The following is a 19,746-nucleotide window of genomic DNA, read 5'->3' on the forward strand; positions in this document are numbered from 1 at the left end:
TTCAGACATACCACACTACATTTTTATAAAACTCCAAAGATAAAGAGAGAGACAATGACTTACTTCTCGTCACGTAAATTACTGAGTGTTTCTATTTTGGCTGCGGTTATTGCAGCGTCAGGTTGTGCTACAACCAATGCGGAAAAAGGTGCGATGATAGGTGCTGTAACAGGTGCAGTAATCGGTAAATCAACCTCTAACCACAAAAATAAACGCGCGGTGATTGGTGCTGCTGTAGGTGCCATTGCAGGTGCTGCGATAGGTGATTACATGGACCGTCAAGAAGCAGAAATGCGTGAGCAGCTTTCAGGCTCAGGTGTTGAAGTAGTCAGGGAAGGCGATAGCTTACGCTTAGTGATGCCATCAAATATCACTTTTGCGAGCAATCAATCAACCATTACGCCACAATTTCACGACACCTTAAATTCAATTGCGAATGTACTGAGCCATTATGATAAAACGTTTTTGAGCATTGAAGGGCATACTGATAGCAGTGGTAGTGAAAGTTATAACCAAACGTTATCAGAGCGCCGAGCACGCAGTGTGCAGCAATACTTAGTTAACCAGTCAATTATGCAAGCGCGTTTATCTGTTGTTGGCTACGGTGAAATGCGTCCAGTTGCGAGCAATGAAACCGCTTCTGGTAAAGCCAAAAACCGTCGTGTTGAAGTACAAATTGTACCTAACCAAGCGTAATTAAAAACTACAGCTTATTAGCTAAATTAAGGCTTCCGATTGGAAGCCTTTTTTGTGCTTTAGCAAAACGTATCACATACATTTTCAGCTTTGCAGCTGATCACTGTTACCTTGTTATAACCAATACGTTGCAGTTGTTCTGCCGCTAAAGTAGCACGCCCGCCCGTTGCACAATGCAAGTAAATTGGTCGTTCTGCGTCTTTTTCAATTTCAACCAACTTCATTTCGAGCACGCCACGGGGAATATTAACAGCACCTACGGCATTTTTAATTGCGTGTTCAGCGGGTTCACGCACATCAATAAGTAAGCCATTGTTTTTGGCAATTTCACTTTTTGCTTGTGCAGCATCCATTTTTACAACATGTTCAGATGCAAGTTCAATAAGATCTGGAATAGTCTTCAGCACAGTTAATCCTCCAAGCCAAATTTACGAAGTATCGTCATCATTGGGCACCACTTAGTAAACGCTGATTGTAATAAATTAACAGCGATAAATAGCATGAAAAAGATCCAGTTTGGGTGCACAAAGTGCGTTAGTAACAGTGACACTATCAGCATCACACCGGCAATTAATCTTAGTGCATCATTTACTTTCATTCGAATAACCTACTTAAAAGTGGAGTTGCATTTAAATATATTAGAAAAACCTAAATTAGTAAATTCTAATATTAGACTTTTCTAATATAACAGCTTATACTTTGCTCAAATTTGAGAATAAAGAATTGACGCCTATGATGTTAGATATGGACAAAATGCTTGAAAATGCAGCAGAAGCAGAGCAGTTTTTAAAATTGATGGCAAACAAAAATCGCTTAATGATTTTGTGTACATTAAATCAAGGTGAGCTAAGTGTTAGCGAGTTGAATCAAGCTGTACCATTGGCGCAATCTGCATTGTCACAGCATTTAGCGAGTTTACGTAACTCGGGCTTAGTAGAGACGCGTCGTGAAGCGCAAACTATTTATTATCGTATTGTCGATCCGCGAGTGAGCGCCATGTTAAGCGCGCTTTACGATATGTTTTGTCAGCCTGAATAGCAAGGATAGGGTCATGAGCACATCACACCCAATTGATCGTTTAGTTGCAAGTTCACTGCAAGGGCGTATTCCACTGGTGATTTTTATTTTCGCTTTGTTAAGTGGCTTGTTAGCGCTTAAATTCACCGCGCGAGAAGAAGAACCACAGATAGTGGTACCTATGTTGGACATTCTGGTATCGGTGCCAAATATCAATGCCAATCAAGTGGAACGACAAGTAACCATTCCCCTTGAAAAACTGTTAGCGCAAGTTCCAGGTGTTGAACATGTTTACTCAGTAACACAAACCGGTGGAACAACCGTTACGTTACGTTTTTATGTAGGCGAAGACCGCGAAAAAGCAATTTTAAACACTTACAATAAATTGTATGCCAATCAACATTCTATACCGAGTATAGTGGCGAATTGGCAAGTAAAACCAATTGAAGTTGATGATGTGGCTATTATGATGCTCGGCTTATGGAGTGAGCAGCCGCAACTTTATGATGATTATGAATTACGCCGCATTGCACAAGAAGTTTCAACTCACTTACAAGCGATAGACGATACCTCTGAAGTAGAGGTTATTGGTGGTCGCCAGCGCAGCGTGCAAGTTTACTTAAATACCACTAATCTTGCTGCCTTTAATACAACCGTAATGGATGTTTATAACGCGATTAACGTATCAAACCAATTAGCAGCGGTTGGTGTGCAGGTATCGAATAGCGAATCTGTAGTGCTTGAGGTGGGTGATGTATTCAGGCAAAGCGATGAATTAAATCATTTGGTGGTAAACGTAATAAACGGTAAGCCCGTGTATTTATCGGATGTTGCAACGATTCAAGATGGACCAAGCGAAGCAACAAGTTATCAGTGGTATAGCGAGGCAAATGCCAATTCAGCCGATCACCCCATGGTGACGATTAGTATTGCGAAACAAGCAGGCAGCAATGCTGTTAACCTTGCCAACAAAGTACTAGAAAGTATTAATGTGTTAAAAGGGCAGCTGATACCCAAAAATGTCAACGTTGCAGTGCTGAGAGACTATGGTGAAACGGCAAATGAAAAGGTTAATAACCTTGTTTCGTCATTAGCATTCGCAGTATTTACTGTAGTGGTATTTATCGGTGTTTTTTTAGGTTGGCGATCTGCCATTGTTGTTGGTTTAGCTGTGCCGATTTGTTATGGCTTAACACTTATTTTGGATATGGCCTTTGGTTACACCATTAACCGAGTCACCTTATTTGCGTTGATTCTATCACTGGGTTTGCTGGTAGATGACCCAATTACCGGCATCGATAACATTAAACGTTTTATGCTAAAAGGCGACGATAAAACAAGTCAGATAGTGGCCGCTATGAGCGAAATTCGCCCCGCTCTAATAATGTCTACGGTAACGATAGTGTTGGCGTTTGTGCCAATGGCCTTTATTACCGGGATGATGGGACCTTATATGGCACCGATGGCGTTTAATGTGCCCGTTAGTGTGATTGTGTCTACTTTGGTCGCGTTATTCGTCACCCCGTGGTTAGCAAGTAAATTACTTAAAGATTCTACTAAACAACAAGAAAATAGTACTAGTGGCGACCTTTACCATAAAATTTTAGCGCCAATTCTAGCGTCGAAATCGCGAGCTAAAACAGCATTATGGTTAACGCTGGGGCTTTTTATTGCCAGTGCATTACTACCTGTTTTTCGCACTGTGCCGCTCAAGTTATTGCCTTTCGATAATAAAAATGAAGTGCAAATACTTATCGACTTACCTGAATCAGCCAGTTTAGAGCAAAGTGCAGCGCTCTCTGGCGAAATTGCGCAGCAAGTAAAGCGTGTTGCGGAAGTTAAAGCGGTTGCCGTTTATGTCGGTGAGCCCAGCGCAATCGACTTCAACGGTATGGTTCGCCAATACTATATGCGTACACGAGAGAACCTCGCGGAAATACGCGTATTGCTGGTAGATAAAAGTGAACGAGAGCATCCATCTCATGGTGTCGTCTTGCGCTTACGAGAATTACTTGCGCCATTTAATAAAGATGGCGTGAATGTAAAAGTTGTTGAGGTACCACCTGGCCCACCGGTGTTATCAACGTTAGTTGCCGAAGTATATCGTGACCCATTTGTCGCATTAGAACAGCAACAATTAGCGGCACGCAATATCGCGGCGCGTTTAGCAAGTGAGCCACATGTAGTGGAGGTTGATACCACAATGCAGGCAAAGCAACAGATTAATCGCTTTGTGGTAGATAAAGAAAAAGCCGCACTTTCTGGTATCGCAACGGAAGATATTAAACACACATTAATGATTGCAGGATTCGGCGTAGAGGCGGGCAGTATCGCCAATCAATATGAAGCTGAGCCTCTGGCAATAAAATTACGCATACCTTATCAAACGCGCAGCCAAGCTAGTGAGCTTGATGGTCTGTATATTCGTGGCCGAGAGGGCATTGCGCAAACCGATTTAGGGCTTGGTTTAGAAGCTGCACCGCAACCATTAGTTGCCTTAAGTGAATTAGGCCAGTACCAAACGTTGAACGTTACTCAGCCTATTTTCCGTAAAGACTTACAGTCAGTGATTTATGTCACCGCCGAGTTAAATGGCCGCACGCCTGCGGAAGTGGTTGCAGATATTAATGCTGATCAACGCGAGCAACTTAGCGACCAGCAAACAACTCAGGTTGCTTGGCAAGACCGTCATTATCTTAATAACGGTGGTGGTGATGTGTGGTCAATACCACAAGGAACTTGGCTTACGTGGAGCGGTGAAGGCGAGTTGAGAATAACAGCGCGCGTATTTAGAGATATGGGTATTGCGTTTGCCTTTGCACTCACGGGGATCTTCTTTATTTTACGCTTACAAACCGGTTCTTACGCGTTGTCGGGTATTATTATGTCAGCTATTCCCCTGACTGTTATTGGTATTATGCCGGGTTTTTGGTTAATGAATCAGTTTGGTGAGCGAGAGATTGCAGCGAGCCCAGAACCTGTTTTGTTTACCGCAACAGCGATGATTGGCATGATAGCGTTGGCCGGTATTGTGGTTCGAAATTCACTTATTTTGGTTGAATTTATAAGCGCTGCACGTGCACAAGGTGCTGCAATAAAAGAAGCGCTATTAATGGCAGGCAGTGTGCGCATGCGCCCAGTGTTGCTCACGGCTGGTACCACATTACTTGGTAATTTAGTGATTATTCTTGACCCCGTATTTAGTGGTTTAGCGCTAGCGATTATCTTTGGCATTATTTCCTCTACCTTATTCAGTTTGATCATTGTGCCTGCTGTTTACTATCTGGTTTTCGACGACACAAAAAACAGCGCGCAAGAAGCTCAGGAGCAATAAATCATGACAAAAAAAACGTTATTAATTCCGGTTGTTGCAATTCTCGCGTTAGTGGCAATGATCATCATGATGGCGGGTGGTTTCAGCGACAAAATTGCGCCGAGTACCGTATCACCTCAATTACAAAATGTGCAAACTATCACTATTGAACCCTACGCTTATACCGATAGGCTTTGGTTGCCAGCCAACCTTATCGCAAAGCAAAACACACAAGTAGCGAGTCGTATTTTGGCAAATGTGACCTCAGTAAATGTTCGTGCTGGCGATATGGTGCAAGCAGGTGATGTGATTGCTGAGCTAGATAACCAAGATCTCAAAGCGCAAGTGCGTCAAATTGAAGCACAGGTCGAAGCCGTTTCTGCACAATTAACGCAAGCGTCGTTACAATTAAAACGTAATAAAGCGCTTCGTGAGCAGGGGTTGATCTCTGTTAATGATCTGGACTCTGTGCAGTCTACATTTGATCAATTACGAGCAACCAAACTAAGTTACGAGCAGCAGCGTGATCAGGCTAATGTAACGCTAGCTTACAGCAAGATCATTGCACCGATAGCAGGTAAAGTGGTTGATCGTATAGTTGAGCCCGGGGATTTAGTGAATCCGGGGCAAGCCGTTGTCGCGCTTTACAATCCGAGCAGCATTCAAATTAGTAGTTATATTCCTGAAAGCCAAGCGGTAACCCTAACCTTAGGTCAAGCGTTGCAAGTGGAACTATCGGCATTGCAGCAAGTAAGAACGGCGCGGATCAGTGAAATTGTACCGCTTGCTGACAGTGCAGCTCGCAGCTTTGAAGTTAAACTCGATTTAGCTGGTAATAACCTTGATGGTTCGGGATTGATGCCGGGGATGTATGCCAAGGTGGGTATTGATAAGGCCACACGCGATGTTATCGCAATTGATAAGCAATATATTCAGCAATTTGGTCAGTTATCAAAAGTATCGGTACTGGAAAACAATCAAGTAAGCGAGCGATTTGTGCGTTTAGGTCAGCAGCTTGATAATAATCTGGTGATTATTATCTCGGGCTTATCTGCTGGCGAAAAATTGGTTATTTAGTTTATTGATTTAGTTTCCCTCTAACGTGCTATTGCCACATTACTAAAATGGCAGCGAGGGCAATGAGTATTAAACCGAGCAACTCATTTTTGCTCGGTTTTTGTTTTAGCCAAAATATCGCAAGTAAAATAGTAAACAGTACTTCTATTTGCCCCAGCGTTTTAACATACGCGACGTACTGTAAACTCATTGCACTAAACCAGCCGATTGAACCAATACAACTCGTTACGCTAATGGCGAATGTGGTGGGCAAGTGCTGTTTTAATTTGCTAAATGTATGCCTTTCTTTTATCCCAATGTGCGCAATTAACATGATACTTTGCAGTGTTAATACCCAGAGTAATACCCATGCAGCGCTATGTGGGAATGGTAAATCAAGGGCAATACTGGCTTCACGTACTGAAAGAGAGGTTAAAGCAAATGCGCTGCCGCAGCTCAAACCAATGAGCACGGTTTTTAATTGAAAGCCTTGATTGAACTTTAATCCACTTAAAACAAATACCGCCAAAGCGCCAACCAACACGCCAAACCAACCGAGCGGTGTAAGTGCACTACCAAAAAATAATGCACCTAAAATAGCGGCAACAAGCGCCTCACTTTTTGCCAGCCCAGCACCGATTGCGAAATTTTGTTGTTTAAATAAAACCACCATAAGTGCTGTCGCAAGGATTTGCATGCCTGCAGCAATGGCAACATAACTTATGAATTGACGGTTAAACTCGGGATGAGCGATTGGTTCAAATTGATAGAGTAAAATAAGATAGGTAAGCGCTATCGGAGTGGCAAATAAAAAACGCGCTAAGGTTACACCGAGCGTGCTGACATCTTTACTTAACTTACTTTGCAGGCCATTGCGAAACGTTTGCATAAATGCTGCTAACACAGTAAAGAAGACCCAAAGCATTAATAAGTACCTTAATCAACAAAATGGCATAGTAACAGGTATTACTAGGCTAGGTCGGTGAATTACTATGGATGTGAAAAAAATTCATTAAAAGTGCGACATTATGCCGCAGGCAGTTTTTTATAGCTGCTTTATACTTGGTTTTGTAGCTCGCTCATTGCTACATATTTTCCACACAATGCTATTGTTGATTTGCCGCAAGTTTTGCGGCTTATTTTTTCTTAGCTCGTCTATTTTTTATTCTAGATCAAAGTTTTTTCGGCCAAAAAATCTAAGCTACACCCAGCTTATATAAAGCTTATTCTTTTTTATTAATGTTTGAATCAACCCCTGATTTGGTTTAGCACAACAGCAAGGAATTGTTATGAATACCAATAAATTTTTAGAGCTTTCTTGGGAATACTTAGACGTAATTGTAACGACGGTATTTTTTATTGGCACTATGGCTTATCTAGCGATGAATGGTATGGAAAAAGCGTTACTACCAGGTGGTTTGATAGCAAGTCTTTATATGTATGTTCGATTCAGGAAATAATTTGGGCTTTCGCTATTTCACAGTACTTGCCGGGTGCTAGATTAAGCTCGGCAAGTGATAAAGTTGCTATTCTTATTCTCTTTAAATCAACCACATAATTACCACAATATTTTGTCATGCGGCGGATCTGACGGTTTAGCCCTTGCGTTAATATAATACGAAATTGTGTTTCGTTGATTTGCTCAACCTCACAGCAGCGGGTAATAACGCCTTTTACAGGCACGCCACTCATCATTTGCTGACAAAACTCATCGGTAATAGGTTTGCTTGTAGTGACGATATACTCTTTTTCTTTATCAAAGTCGGGATGATTGAGTTGTTGGCACAGCTCTCCGTCATTTGTAAGCAGTAATAAGCCGTGAGAGTCTTTATCTAAGCGTCCGATAGGAAACAGCCTGATTTCTTTTGGCAGTAAATGCACTAGGCTAGTGGGATCGCTCTCAATAAGCTTGCAGTCAACGCCAATTGGCTTATAAATTGCGAAATAGGACTTTGTTGTAAGCGCTTTAACCTGCTGACCGTTGACCTCAATAACATCACTGGCATCAACATGGTCAATATGATTTGCTGGGCGACCATTGACGAGCACACAGTTATTGTCAATTAAGCGAGAAGCTTGGCGTCTTGAACACACGCCAGCATCGGCAATAAATTTTGCCAATCGTATTTTGTTCACGAAATGTAATTTATCCCGAGTGCAGGTTAGTTTAGTTAACTGTAGTAATTTGCAGGCACATGCTATCAGCATCGACAACCTTGATACGGCTGCCTTTATTTATCTGACCTTCAAATGTCACTTTCCAAAACGTATCGCCTATTTGAATACGGCCATGTCCGCCGCTTAAGTCGTGCTCAACTACCAGTTCGCGGCCTATCAGGCTGGCTGCGCGTTGATTAAGTGGGCCGTGGTCAGAACGGTTGTTAAATTCTTTAAAGTATCTCCAGTACGCGATAGAAAAACCAAGCGCAGACAGTGCAAACAAAATAATTTGTGTTTGCCAGCTTAGTTCTGCAAATAACGCGTTAATAATCGCAAGCAAAAAAGCAGCAATGGCCGTACCGAGTAAAAAACCAGATGCACCTAATGCTTCGGCACCAAGCAGCAATAAGCCGAGTGATAACCAGTGCCATGGTTCTAAATTATTTAATAGTTCCGAAATCATAACTGCTCCTAAAACACAGCACAGCGGCAAGCTGTGCTGTTGTTAAGTATACATGTTTATATAGTTTATTTCTTGCCGAAGGCTTCTTTTGCAATTTCAGCAACACCAGCAATCGACCCGAGCATATTGCTTGCTTCTAGCGGGATCATCATTACCTTGTTGTTATCTGATTCGGCTAATTTACCGAGTGATTCCATGTACTTCTGTGCAATGAAATAATTAATAGCGCGTGAATCACCATTTTGAATTGAATCAGACACTAAGCGAGTCGCTTCGGCTTCTGCTGCCGCTAAACGTTCACGTGCTTCTGCTTCGCGTTTAGCTGCTTCTAATTGACCTTCCGCTTTTAAAATTTCAGCTTGTTTTTGGCCTTCGGCAACCTTAATTGCTGCTTCACGCTCACCTTCAGCTTCTAAAATATTGGCACGCTTTTCACGTTCGGCTTTCATTTGGCGCGCCATGGCATCCACTAAGTCCATCGGTGGTGCAATATCTTTGATTTCGATGCGGGTTACTTTTACACCCCAAGGATCGGTTGCTTCATCTACCTTTATCAGCAGTGAACCATTAATCCGATCGCGGTTCGAAAGCATTTCATCAAGCTCCATCGAACCCAGAACTGCACGGATATTGGTCATTACTAGGTTACGCATAGCGCGTTCTAAGTCATTTACTTCGTACGATGCTTTAACTGGGTCAAGTACTTGATAGAAACATACTGCATCGGTAGTAACTTGTGCGTTGTCTGATGAAATGACTACTTGTGGTGGTACATCAAGTACTTGTTCCATCATATTTTGTTTACGGCCAATGGTATCTACCAATGGGATAATTAACTGAAGGCCAGGTGGTAGAGTACGGGTGTATTTACCAAAACGCTCTACCGTATAGGTGTAGCCTTGCGGCACCATTTTCACCCCTAGGGCTAAAATAATAAATACGACAGCTAAGCCAATTATTATCGTAATATCAAACTGTTCCATAATTGCATCTCCTGTTTAACTGGCTTCAATTTAACGTTTTTTAACATGAAATAACAGATTTAATGATGAGTGGAGAATGGCAGTGTTGAATGGTCTTTGCTTTTTTAAAGAAATCACGCAAGCTGGTATTAACACTAAACGGAGGGTTTATGAATTATCTTATTTTGGGTATAAATGGACATGTCGTTGCAATTAATAAAGACGATGGCAGTGAGCTTTGGCGTAAAAAGTTAAAATCAGGCACAATTACTGTAGTAAGCAGCGATAATACCAAGGTGTATGCATCTTCTTCCGGTCATTTATTCTGTTTAGATAAAGCCACAGGTGAACAGATATGGACTAATTCGCTAAAAGGCTTGGGTTACGGCACATGTATTATCGATGTCGGTAATCATGCAGCGTCTGTTAGCGGTACTGTTGCGGGTAATGCAGCTGCCACTGCAGCAACCACGGCGGCGACAACAGCAGCTATTGCGGCGTCGGGCAGTGTATCAGCGGGTGATGGCGGTTAATGGCTGTTTTCTAAATCTTGGTGAGTTAAAACTCATAACTCAATGTTGCGCGAACATTGCGTCCTGCCTGCGGGTATGGGTGTAATGTTGTGCCTCCTTGCTGATACTCGGCATCCAGTAAGTTATGCGCAGTTAATGCGAGGTTTAGGCTGTTACTTAACTGATAGTCAAGGGCTGCGTTGAGTAATATAACGTCATCGACTTTATAATTAGGCGCATTGAAATTAGCACCTTGATTTGGATAAGGATCGCTAATTTCTTGGCCATTCGAAATAATATGAATGGGTGATGTTTGCTCACCAATGTAGCGCACAGTGAGACTTGCATTAGCATCTTCAAAAATTGGCCAGCTGGTAACTAAGTTTGCCGTGATGCTAGGTACATTATTAATATCATCACCGCTCGTGGCAAAGCGTTCAGAGTCAATAACCGCTTGATAACCCAAAGTTGCATGCCATGTAATATTACGCTTGGTAATACGAGATTCTAACTCTACGCCCCAAGTTGTTAACTCGCCGGCATTAGAATAATTGGGTTCATTTGCACCAGCATAGTTATCGCGAAAGATAAAGTCATCGAGCTGATTGTAAAATACGTTAACGGCGCCATAAAACTGATGTTCAGGTAGCTTTATGCTAGGTGTCAGTTGTAATGAGGCGAGCTTTTCGGGTTTAAGTGTTTGCGTACCACGAAATGAGCTTAACGTACTAAAGCGGTTCCAATAGGTTGCGTCGACAAACGAAGTGGCATAAGACGCTTTAAAATTATAGCCGTTTTCCCCTTGGTAAATAATCGCCAAACGTGGGCTAAAATCGTCAATATTATCGCTACCAGTACGATTTTTTTGATCGTACCTTGCACCTGCGTTTGCTAGCCAACGTTCTGACAATCGGTATTTAACTTGTGCAAATACTGAATAAATAGATTCGCTGCTTTCTTTTAATAGTGGTGTTTGCTGGTCAGCCGGAAGGTAATCTTCACCATTTAGCGATGCTTTGAAATCAGAATCGGTTACTTTCATATGATCTAGCTGTAAACCGAGCAAATAATCCCATTTACCAATACGTTTACTGAGGTGAGTTAATAACCCTGAAGAGCGCTCCTGCCAATAAACTCTGGCTGTGTTATTCGCCGCTGGCGTAATCACAACCACTGAATCTATTTCATTTTGGTCAAAATAAAGCTCTTGATGCCATTGCCAATTAAATAAAGTACCACTGTGGGTTACATTGAAGTGCGATGCAGTATAGCCAAGACCTGGCCCTGTTCCCTTATATTTTCTGATTTCATCGTAATTATATCCTTCACCGCTAATACCACCGGCAGAAAAGGGCTCAATATAATGTGAGCTTCTGGTGTTGGCGAAAAAGCGCCAATCTTGGTAGTTAAATTTAGCGCCAATATCATATGTAGTGGTGTCTTGATAAGCACCTAGGTTTGCATGTGCATCAGCAATCGGGTTGGGCGAGTAATTGTCTTGTGGGGAGATTGCGAGTGTTTCACCTTCTGCGGAAAACGCTTGTGTCCATGCCAGCAAATCCCAGCTATCACCTTGTTTACCATAGGTTAAACTAGCTTGTTTATGCCCTTGATCCCCGATTGTTACGGCTAGTTTTGAGTTTTCGAGCTCTGCAGCTGATTTTAAAATGATATTGACGGTGGCTGTGAGCGCCACATTGCCATAAATTGAACTCGACGGCCCTCTTAGCACTTCTATTTGTTTTATTTTGTCGAGGCTAATGGCGTAGTCGGGTGAAGCCATTGAGTAGCTTCGGCTGTTTAGCCTGTGGCCATCAATTAAGAACAATATTTTTTGTTGTGAAGACGTAAATACCCCACGCGCTGCAGTGTTAGGCTCATTTTGGTCTTCAACATGGGTAATGTTTGGTACATACGTAACTAGCAAATCTTTAATGTTGCGTGCACCCGATTGCGAAATCATATTTGCGGTAATTACGGTGACCGGAACAGGCGCTTCACTCAGTGTCTCTTTAGTTAGAGACGCAGAAGAGACCTCGACATTAAGCAGTTGTTCTAATGAGAGGCTAAATAAGTCATTGTCCTCACTGGCTGTTAAAAATGATGAATTTAGCGCTAGCAATAAAGTGCAGGGTAGTGTAAGCCATTTTTTTGTTTTGTTGGTGTTCGCTAAATTCATTTTGCCACTCTTAACACTTGAGTATGTATTGTAAATACCTGAACTCAAATAAAAAAGCCTTAAGGCCTAGGATGACTTAACATCTTGCCATATTTATAAATTCGCGCAAGCTTATTGCAATGGCTTTTGCTCACCCGACATTAAACCACGCTTGAATTCGGTATTTTGCCAAAGCAATATTTCGCCTTTTTCTCCTCGCTTGATTGAGCTATCAATCGCGATGACCTTGCTGTTAAAGCGTGTTTCAATGGTTGGCATTGAGGTGTGCCCTACAATAACCTTTTTGGCATTAAGTTGTGATAAAACGGCATCGACTTGTGAAGCGTTGAGCGCGTCATCTCTAAAGTAGCCGCGGTACCAAATAGGGCCGTTACTGCCATGTAGTGTTAGCCACGTTGGGTTTTCTTTTAATGCTTTTTTGCCTAAACCAATGGTTTTGCGAAACTCGCTATTGGCTTGTTCTAAGCTCAGTTTAAGATCTAAGAAGTCTTGGTGAATGCCACCGTGTAGGAAAATAAAACCATTAATACTAATGATGGTCGACTTGCTGCGTAGCCAGCGACCTAATACGCTATTGTTACTGTATTGCTGACGTAAGTCGTTATTAAAGTGCGATACTGCATGCACATATTTAGGGTGCAAATAACGTTGATCGTCACGTAGTACCATGTATTCGTGATTACCTAGCAAGTAATGGAGCTTTCCGCCGGCCGCTAATGCCTGTTGTTCTAATTTATAAATTAACCACAGCGCTTCAGTTACAGTATCGCCACGGTCGAAAATATCACCGGTAATCACTAAATGTCCTTTACCGAAAGACCAATTTAGAGATTGGTCGATAACCTTATTATTTACTAACAAGGTTTTGAAAATATCAAACTGCCCATGAATATCGCTAATTGCCGCAATCTTTTCGACACCCTGGAAGCTGTCTATTTGATTTACGTTAAAGGTTGGCGTTATTGTCAGCGGGCCAGTGTACTCTGACACGTTTTTTTGATTGGCAACGATATCAATGCGCTCAATTTTATTCTTGTTATAAAACAGATACGGGCCATCGTTATATAGCGTGGATGCACTGAGTGCGCCTGAAAAGGCGATGCTGATAAGTGCAGAAACAGCAAACCAAGATTGAGTCATAACATTTTCTTATATGGTTATTAGTCAATGACTAGCGTGGCGAAGCAGTGGCGAACACGCAACTCTTTATTGCTCGTTTTTATATCTATTTTATATTTAAATTTAACTAACTCTATGAATTTATTGGTTATTAAATTTAGAGTTGCTCGCGCGCGTACTTTAAATAACTTGTTAGACTTTGTTGCCAAAGTTGCTTTAAATACTCGTTATCAAATACTAACTTGTTATTTAGTAAGTCTCGCTCACTTTGTTTTAGCGCCAATCCGAAACGGTTAAAGCCTAGTTGCAATGCTGTACTGGCTAAGCGATGTAAGGTGCGAATTGTTTCATCCGTTTGTTTTTCAAAACCTGTTTCGCAGCGTGCTAGTTTGTCGCGCAACGACATAATAAATTCATCGTAAATGGCGTTAAACTCTTCTTGCGCAAAAGATGCACTTAGGCTTTGTGCTGCGTTTGCATCAAATAATATGTCTTCGACATTCTGGCTAGCTTGTGAAAAAGACTGCTGTTGCGAGTTAAATATGGCTTGGCGCAGCTTTTCGAGTTTAATTGGCTTGCCGACAATATCTTTGATGCCGAGCGTTAAATACTCTTTTACCTCGTCCGGGCTTAAGCTAGCGGTAAACGCTAAAATTGGCGTGTGAGAATTGATATGGTCAATGTCGTTTAGTTTCTTTACAACTTCCTGACCTGAGAAATCGGGTAAATTCATATCGAGTAACACTAAGTCAAATGCCTGTTGTTGTAGTATTTTAATTGCTTCTTCACCGGAACTTGCCAGTGTGACTTGGTGTTGATCCATAGCCATAAACTCAATTGCTAGCTTTTGATTTAACGGAAGATCTTCAACTAGTAATACAGATAACCCAGTAAGAGTATCGGCTTTTTCTTTGGTTTGTTCAACAAGGCTTAGCTCACCAAGACTAAAGCGAATATCAAAACTAAAACGGCTACCTAAATCGAGTGTACTTTCAATATTGAGCTCGCTCTGCATTTTATTAAGTAATCGCTCACTTATTGCTAATCCTAAGCCAGTGCCACCTTTTATCTTTCCAGCCTCACTTTGTACATAAGGCTCTTTTAATTGTTCAATTTCTGATGCCGCAATGCCTGGGCCTGAATCTGTTACGGTAAATCTTACAATATGCTCTAGTGGCGCTTTAGATAAAACTTCAACTGACAGTGTAACTTGGCCTGTGTCAGTAAACTTAATCGCATTTCCGAGTAAATTAATCAGTACTTGGCGCACGCTTTGTTGGTCAAAGTAATAGCAAGCTTTTTTAGGTAAGTTATTGTTGAGCTTGAAATCTATGCGTTTTTGTTGAGCGAGAGGGCGATATAACAAACATAAGTTTTCGAGCCAAGGTGTTAATTCTATGTCTTCCTCAGTTCCTGTTTCAGCATTTTGTTCTAAACGTGCGTAATCAAGTACTTTGCCAATTAGTAAGTTGAGTGATTCTGACGAGTTGATGATTGCTTCACAATAAGGTTTCACTTTGGCGCTAGGTGATTGGTTTAAAATTAATTGAGCGCTACCCATAATGCCGTTAAGTGGGGTTCTTATTTCATGGCTCATGGTACTTAAGAATAAACCACGTAGCTCCGCATCTTGTTGGGCTTTATCTTTCAGGGCTGAAAAATGAAGGGCTTTTCGTTCACTGCACAAATAGGCCATACCCAATGCGTAAAGTAATGGGCTGACAATACCAGTAACCATAGCACCGATGGCAAACCATTCATGTTTAAATAATTCGGGTGTGCCTAGCGGCATAAGGTAGTAAGTACGAATTGGGTAAACAGTAATAAAAATAAGCGCATGGCATAAATAAATATGTTTAGAGAAGCGGTGATTTGACGTATCCATTGTGAACATAATCCAAAGGATCATAACGCCTTCAAGAAACCGCTGAAGGTTAAATATTAGTAACCGGCTTTGTGCATTTGATTCACCATAGGTATACCAAGAAAACATGATGATGCAGCACACAGTCACCAGGTTAAATAGCTTTATAGCGATACTGTTAATCGCAAAAAAACGCTGTAGGCAATGAATACTTAATATCGAGCAGCTAAGAATGATTAAACTTGCAATACCCGCTTTGATATCGATAACGCGGTATAAATAGAGAGAATAACTAAACAGAGCCAGTAACATTAAGCTCGGTAAAAGCAGATTGGTAAACGCCCCATCGACGCTTTTATTTTCTCGCCAAACTTGAAAGCAAATAAACCACGAGAGTAATAAAACAACGCCACTAACAATGTAAAGGGTATTTAAATCAAGCATATCAAGACTTCTGTAAGCTGTATTTAGCTATGCTATCTTAACGGTGGCTAAAAAAGCAAAAGGCAAACATTAATTGCTCGCCTTTTAGTTATTGGATTGGGATGTCATAACTAAGATTAGTTATGTTGCTTTACAAAAGCAAGAAGCTTTTTAACATTTATTTTACAATGTTGTTGTTTGCCAGTTGCTCTTGGCTTGGTTCAAGCCTTAAGTGGGCAATCGCTTTGTATGAATTGTGCTTTTGTGCAAATTCAGAAAGGGAAAGGCCATTACAAAACAGCACCTCTTTAGCTTGATGTTTACGCAATCTTGCTTGTTTTAAGCGTTTAGTAATAACCACTGGTTTATCTTTAATAATTGCAGCGCAAAGGCTTGAGTCTGCTGACGAGTCTGTTGTAACTACTTGCTTGCTATGTGCAAAAGATGGTGCGCTAGTTAATGAGAGTAGTGCGACTCCTGCTGTAATTAATAGTGTTTTCATTTTCGTGTCCTTTAATGTGGCGTTGGGTAAAGTGCACTGAAAAGGTAACTTAAAATTTTCACAAGTGTGTTTGAAAACTATGATGCGCTGTAAGCAAGTATGTAGGAATTCTCTGTTTAAAAAGTAATCGATTAACAAGTTGCATAATAAAACACAGGTATTCACATTAATATTGTTGCTTATTTTGCAATTAAATTCCGTTCGCCATTTAAATCAATCCGACTGTCTTAGGTTATTTAGTTAAAAATGTAAAAAGGAGCAAAAAGGTTAATTTTTTAGTGCTGGGTCATAACAAATAATTTGTTACACATGTATAGCGAGAACAAGCATAAAAAAGACCATTTGGGTCAATACGCGCTGTTGATTTAATAAATATATTTGCGTGATATGAGTACTATTAAGGCAAGCTTGAATTAAGTTACGACTAAGGTGAGTGATATTGCTGCCTTTAGTTGTTGCAATAAAGCCACGCATGTACAGTGCAACAAAGCTAAATTATGTGTTGTCTGTATATCGATCCAAGTAAGCAGTAGAATTATAGTTTACTGTTTTTCAGACAGTTTTTTATCTTAACAGCTCCGCCCAGTGATTCTCTTATTGCAATAATTTCAGATGCTTGTAAATTAAGCATTCTGGCAACAAATAAGTTCATCATAAGGAGATAAAAGGTGACTGACCAGGTAGTTGAAACTAACGAAAAGCAAGATGCGTCGGCAAAAAATGGCGCTAAAATTAACTATGTACTTTACCTAGCGAGCATTATTTTAGGTATTACAGGTTTGATCGGCGTGATCATGGCATATGTTAATAAAAAAGATGCACCAGAATGGCTACAAACACATTATCAGTATCAAATCCGTACGTTCTGGATTGGTTTATTGTATGTTGTGATTGGAACAATTCTTTCTGTTGTTGTAATCGGTTTCGCAATCATTCTATTTTACCTTGTTTGGCTAATTGTACGTTGTGTTAAAGGGCTTAAAGCGCTGGACAAAAACGAGCCAATCGAGAATCCAACATCTTGGATGTTCTAAGCAGTTGATTTGAGATGTAGAAGGGCGCCTAACGGCGCCCTTTTTGTTTTTCTAGCGGTTTAGAAGCCTATGATAGTTATTCGCCCCTGAGCCAAAGGGAGAATTTGTATCGAGATATCAAGCCGCCTATTAGCGGGCGTCTTGTAGAGGTTTTCTAATTTGGGAAAGGATTGGTCGATAAAGTTAGTATTTTTTAAGCGTAAACTTTTTCGGCTTTGGTGATCAAGAAATGCCACAGCGACCTTTTGCAGAATCTGTTGACTGGTTTCCATCACATACTTACTTGGGCGTTTGGTTTTAATAACGCGTTGAATATGTCCATTTGTTACGTTTGGGTTGCTTTTTGCCAAGGTACACGCGGCATAAATATCGAGTAAGGCCACTGAACGTACTTTTTGTGTTTCACAGTCTTCAAACACCGCCATAATGCAGGGCAGTTTAGATTCATCAAATACCTGTGCTTTGATAGTGTTTATTGTTAATTCTGAAGATGTGAGCTTTACCAAGCTTTTTTCGAGTTGATCAAGGTTAGGCAGTGCCAGTCCTTCTGAAAGTTCTTCTATCTCGTCGAGTATAATCTCGCTTTGCTCCGCGCCTTGCACTAAAGGCAGTAATTTTTCGTAAAGCTCTTGGTCATCAAATGGCTTGCTGAGTACAAAATCAGCTCCCGCTTTTTGTGCTTGTTGGAGTTGCTTTGTATCGTCGATGGTGGTGATCATACCGATTTGCGTATTTAACTGCTTCTTACGAATCGCCTTTATTAATGCGATTCCGCTGAGCTCCGGCATATTCCAATCAGTCAGTAAAATATGAGGTTGCCATTGCCCAATGATGGCAAGTGCATCAATCGGATTATTTGTTTTTTTTATTGAAAGATGACGATAACCAAAACCTTCAAGCGAGCGTCTTACAATTTCAAGGGTCGCTTTGCTATCGTCTACAACAAGTATTCTCAAAATTAACATCTGCAATTGTAGATAATTCATTCAGTATAGTCGCAAAAAATAATCAAGACTATACTTAACTCACTGTCTTACTGGAGAAGCTATGAATATCCCAGGTTTAACCTCATTCAAAGTTTTAGAAATACTCGCGCTGGACCTAGGTTTGCTTATTCTCTTGGGTTGGTTTGTTATTTTATGGTTGATTCTTCGAGAGTTTAGAAAATTCGCACATAAAGCGGGTGGCAATGGTTCGCATGTCGACGATAAATTGATCGCAGAATATCAAGATTCAATTGAGATGGCGCTCAATTACAGCGCTGATAACCGCGATACACTCGATGCGTTAATTCGTGTGCAACAAGGGCTAGAAAATCAACTTGCTAATATTAAAGCATCGACGTCAGATCACATCAGTAAAGAAGAAAAAGCATCAATGGATGATTTGAATGCGCGTTTAAAAAAAGCCCATAAATTAATTCATAAGCTGAAAGGTGATTTAGACTCCAGTGTGAAAAAGCTAAAAATTACCCGCGAAAAACTTTACTCTCAGTACGACACAGTTGAGCGTTTAACCAAAGAAAACAAAAAAATCAGCGAGCAGTTTGAACAGTTAGAACGAGAATACGTGCAACTAACATCAAACCCCTCAACAACTTCAAGTAGTGACGAAAATAACAATTTAAAAAGAGCGCTGCAGCAATACAAAAAGCAAATGACCGAACAAGATCAAGTTATTCAGCAGTTAATGGCGCAAGGTGCGGATAATACTGATGCAGGTGAAGCGAAAAAATTACAGCAAAAATTGTTAGAAGCGGAAGAACGACTAACACATCTAGTAAAAGAAAAAGACTTTGTAGAGAAGAAATTTCTCGACTTGCTACAACAAGTCGAGAAAAAGTAACTTATATAATATTGCGCTGTTTTAGTTCAGCAATTATTTGCTTAACTGAATCAGCAACTGTATTTGCGCCTGTATCCAGTGATATCTCAGGTGACTCTGGTGCTTCATAGGTTGAATCGATACCGGTGAAGTTTTTAATCTCACCTGCACGCGCTTTTTTGTAAAGACCTTTCGGATCGCGCGTTTCACACACTGCTAACGGGGTATCTAGGAATACTTCAATAAACTCACCGTCATCTACTAGCTCGCGTACCATTTTGCGTTCAGCCTGAAATGGTGAGATAAACGCACTCAGTACTACAAGACCTGCATCGACCATTAACTTAGCAACTTCACCCACGCGGCGAATATTTTCTTGGCGGTCTTCATCGCTAAATCCTAAATCACCACAAAGGCCATGACGCACATTGTCGCCATCGAGCAAGTATGTGTGTACTCCCATTTCATGAAGTGCCGTTTCAAGGGCGTTAGCAACGGTGCTTTTCCCTGAACCTGAAAGACCTGTGAACCATAAAACGCATGGCTTATGGCCTTTTTGCTCTATGCGGTTTGATTTCTCAACATGGTAGTTGTGCCAAACGATATTTTCGTCACTCATAAT

The 19,746-nt window shown here is 41.0% G+C and carries 20 protein-coding genes; 8 read left to right on the forward strand and 12 right to left on the reverse strand.

The genetic code is table 11. The features are described 5' to 3' along the window. The first annotated feature begins 54 nt into the window (after positions 1-54). Positions 55-696 carry an OmpA family protein gene (locus L1068_RS05965; RefSeq protein ID WP_237129489.1) on the forward strand — a complete coding sequence of 214 codons (642 nt, stop codon included), beginning with the start codon at positions 55-57 and terminating at the stop codon, positions 694-696. Positions 697-755: 59 nt separating this feature from the next. Here L1068_RS05965 and L1068_RS05970 read toward each other — a convergent pair whose 3' ends face one another. After that, positions 756-1,103, reverse strand: a complete 348-nt coding sequence (locus L1068_RS05970) for a rhodanese-like domain-containing protein (protein ID WP_237129490.1) — start codon at positions 1,101-1,103, stop codon at positions 756-758. Positions 1,104-1,105: 2 nt separating this feature from the next. After that, positions 1,106-1,294 carry a DUF2892 domain-containing protein gene (locus tag L1068_RS05975; protein ID WP_237129491.1) on the reverse strand — a complete coding sequence of 63 codons (189 nt, stop codon included), beginning with the start codon at positions 1,292-1,294 and terminating at the stop codon, positions 1,106-1,108. A 134-nt stretch (positions 1,295-1,428) separates the two neighbouring features. On the opposite strand from L1068_RS05975, the gene L1068_RS05980 reads away from it, so the two are divergent. Genes L1068_RS05980 through L1068_RS05990 form a run of 3 tightly spaced genes read left to right on the forward strand, consistent with a single transcriptional unit; the run spans position 1,429 to position 6,103 of the window. Further along, a complete protein-coding gene (locus L1068_RS05980) occupies positions 1,429-1,734 on the forward strand; it encodes a metalloregulator ArsR/SmtB family transcription factor (protein ID WP_054978265.1) in 306 nt (101 codons plus the stop codon). Between the two features lie 13 nt (positions 1,735-1,747). Next, positions 1,748-5,047, forward strand: a complete 3,300-nt coding sequence (locus L1068_RS05985; protein WP_237129492.1) for an efflux RND transporter permease subunit — start codon at positions 1,748-1,750, stop codon at positions 5,045-5,047. A gap of 3 nt (positions 5,048-5,050) precedes the next feature. After that, positions 5,051-6,103 (forward strand): efflux RND transporter periplasmic adaptor subunit, encoded by a 1,053-nt coding sequence (locus L1068_RS05990; RefSeq protein ID WP_237129493.1) that lies wholly within the window; start codon positions 5,051-5,053, stop codon positions 6,101-6,103. Positions 6,104-6,131: 28 nt separating this feature from the next. Here L1068_RS05990 and L1068_RS05995 read toward each other — a convergent pair whose 3' ends face one another. After that, the gene (locus L1068_RS05995) at positions 6,132-7,007 is read right to left on the reverse strand and encodes a DMT family transporter (protein ID WP_237129494.1); all 876 of its coding nucleotides are present in this window, start codon (positions 7,005-7,007) and stop codon (positions 6,132-6,134) included. A 364-nt stretch (positions 7,008-7,371) separates the two neighbouring features. On the opposite strand from L1068_RS05995, the gene L1068_RS06000 reads away from it, so the two are divergent. Continuing rightward, positions 7,372-7,542 (forward strand): hypothetical protein, encoded by a 171-nt coding sequence (locus L1068_RS06000; protein WP_157813518.1) that lies wholly within the window; start codon positions 7,372-7,374, stop codon positions 7,540-7,542. Here the strand turns inward: L1068_RS06000 and L1068_RS06005 are convergent. From L1068_RS06005 to L1068_RS06015, 3 genes are all read right to left on the reverse strand, one after another. Then, entirely contained in the window at positions 7,532-8,203 is a 672-nt protein-coding gene (locus L1068_RS06005) for a pseudouridine synthase (protein ID WP_237129495.1), read from the reverse strand. The genes L1068_RS06000 and L1068_RS06005 overlap by 11 nt on opposite strands. 46 nt (positions 8,204-8,249) lie before the next feature. Then, positions 8,250-8,705 (reverse strand): NfeD family protein, encoded by a 456-nt coding sequence (locus tag L1068_RS06010; protein WP_237129496.1) that lies wholly within the window; start codon positions 8,703-8,705, stop codon positions 8,250-8,252. A 65-nt stretch (positions 8,706-8,770) separates the two neighbouring features. Beyond that, positions 8,771-9,688, reverse strand: a complete 918-nt coding sequence (locus tag L1068_RS06015) for an SPFH domain-containing protein (protein WP_237129497.1) — start codon at positions 9,686-9,688, stop codon at positions 8,771-8,773. A gap of 149 nt (positions 9,689-9,837) precedes the next feature. On the opposite strand from L1068_RS06015, the gene L1068_RS06020 reads away from it, so the two are divergent. Further along, positions 9,838-10,200, forward strand: coding sequence for a PQQ-binding-like beta-propeller repeat protein (locus tag L1068_RS06020; RefSeq protein ID WP_237129498.1), 363 nt, complete (start codon positions 9,838-9,840; stop codon positions 10,198-10,200). A gap of 25 nt (positions 10,201-10,225) precedes the next feature. On the opposite strand, the gene L1068_RS06025 is transcribed toward L1068_RS06020, so the two are convergent. The 4 genes from L1068_RS06025 to L1068_RS06040 all read right to left on the reverse strand — a co-directional run bounded on the left by L1068_RS06025 (position 10,226) and on the right by L1068_RS06040 (position 16,266). Continuing rightward, on the reverse strand, positions 10,226-12,358 hold the full coding sequence (locus L1068_RS06025; RefSeq protein ID WP_237129499.1) for a TonB-dependent receptor: 2,133 nt from the start codon (positions 12,356-12,358) through the stop codon (positions 10,226-10,228). A gap of 111 nt (positions 12,359-12,469) precedes the next feature. After that, positions 12,470-13,498: a metallophosphoesterase gene (locus tag L1068_RS06030; RefSeq protein ID WP_237129500.1), complete on the reverse strand. Its 1,029-nt coding sequence runs from the start codon at positions 13,496-13,498 to the stop codon at positions 12,470-12,472. A 136-nt stretch (positions 13,499-13,634) separates the two neighbouring features. Beyond that, positions 13,635-15,785, reverse strand: a complete 2,151-nt coding sequence (locus tag L1068_RS06035) for a response regulator (RefSeq protein ID WP_237129501.1) — start codon at positions 15,783-15,785, stop codon at positions 13,635-13,637. 157 nt (positions 15,786-15,942) lie between these two features. After that, positions 15,943-16,266 carry a DUF3718 domain-containing protein gene (locus L1068_RS06040; protein ID WP_237129502.1) on the reverse strand — a complete coding sequence of 108 codons (324 nt, stop codon included), beginning with the start codon at positions 16,264-16,266 and terminating at the stop codon, positions 15,943-15,945. A 668-nt stretch (positions 16,267-16,934) separates the two neighbouring features. Between L1068_RS06040 and L1068_RS06045 the strand changes: the two genes are divergently transcribed. Continuing rightward, positions 16,935-17,300 carry a DUF4870 domain-containing protein gene (locus L1068_RS06045; protein WP_010561467.1) on the forward strand — a complete coding sequence of 122 codons (366 nt, stop codon included), beginning with the start codon at positions 16,935-16,937 and terminating at the stop codon, positions 17,298-17,300. 59 nt (positions 17,301-17,359) lie between these two features. On the opposite strand, the gene L1068_RS06050 is transcribed toward L1068_RS06045, so the two are convergent. Further along, on the reverse strand, positions 17,360-18,265 hold the full coding sequence (locus tag L1068_RS06050) for a response regulator (protein ID WP_237129503.1): 906 nt from the start codon (positions 18,263-18,265) through the stop codon (positions 17,360-17,362). A gap of 82 nt (positions 18,266-18,347) precedes the next feature. Here L1068_RS06050 and L1068_RS06055 point away from each other — a divergent pair, with 82 nt between their 5' ends. Further along, positions 18,348-19,145, forward strand: coding sequence for a chromosome partitioning protein ParA (locus L1068_RS06055; protein ID WP_237129504.1), 798 nt, complete (start codon positions 18,348-18,350; stop codon positions 19,143-19,145). Between the two features lies 1 nt (position 19,146). Here L1068_RS06055 and cysC read toward each other — a convergent pair whose 3' ends face one another. Continuing rightward, positions 19,147-19,743 (reverse strand): adenylyl-sulfate kinase, encoded by a 597-nt coding sequence (cysC, locus tag L1068_RS06060; protein WP_237129505.1) that lies wholly within the window; start codon positions 19,741-19,743, stop codon positions 19,147-19,149. Positions 19,744-19,746: the final 3 nt, after the last annotated feature.

Source organism: Pseudoalteromonas sp. MMG024, assembly GCF_021654175.1.
In the GTDB taxonomy this organism is placed as follows: Bacteria; Pseudomonadota; Gammaproteobacteria; order Enterobacterales; family Alteromonadaceae; genus Pseudoalteromonas.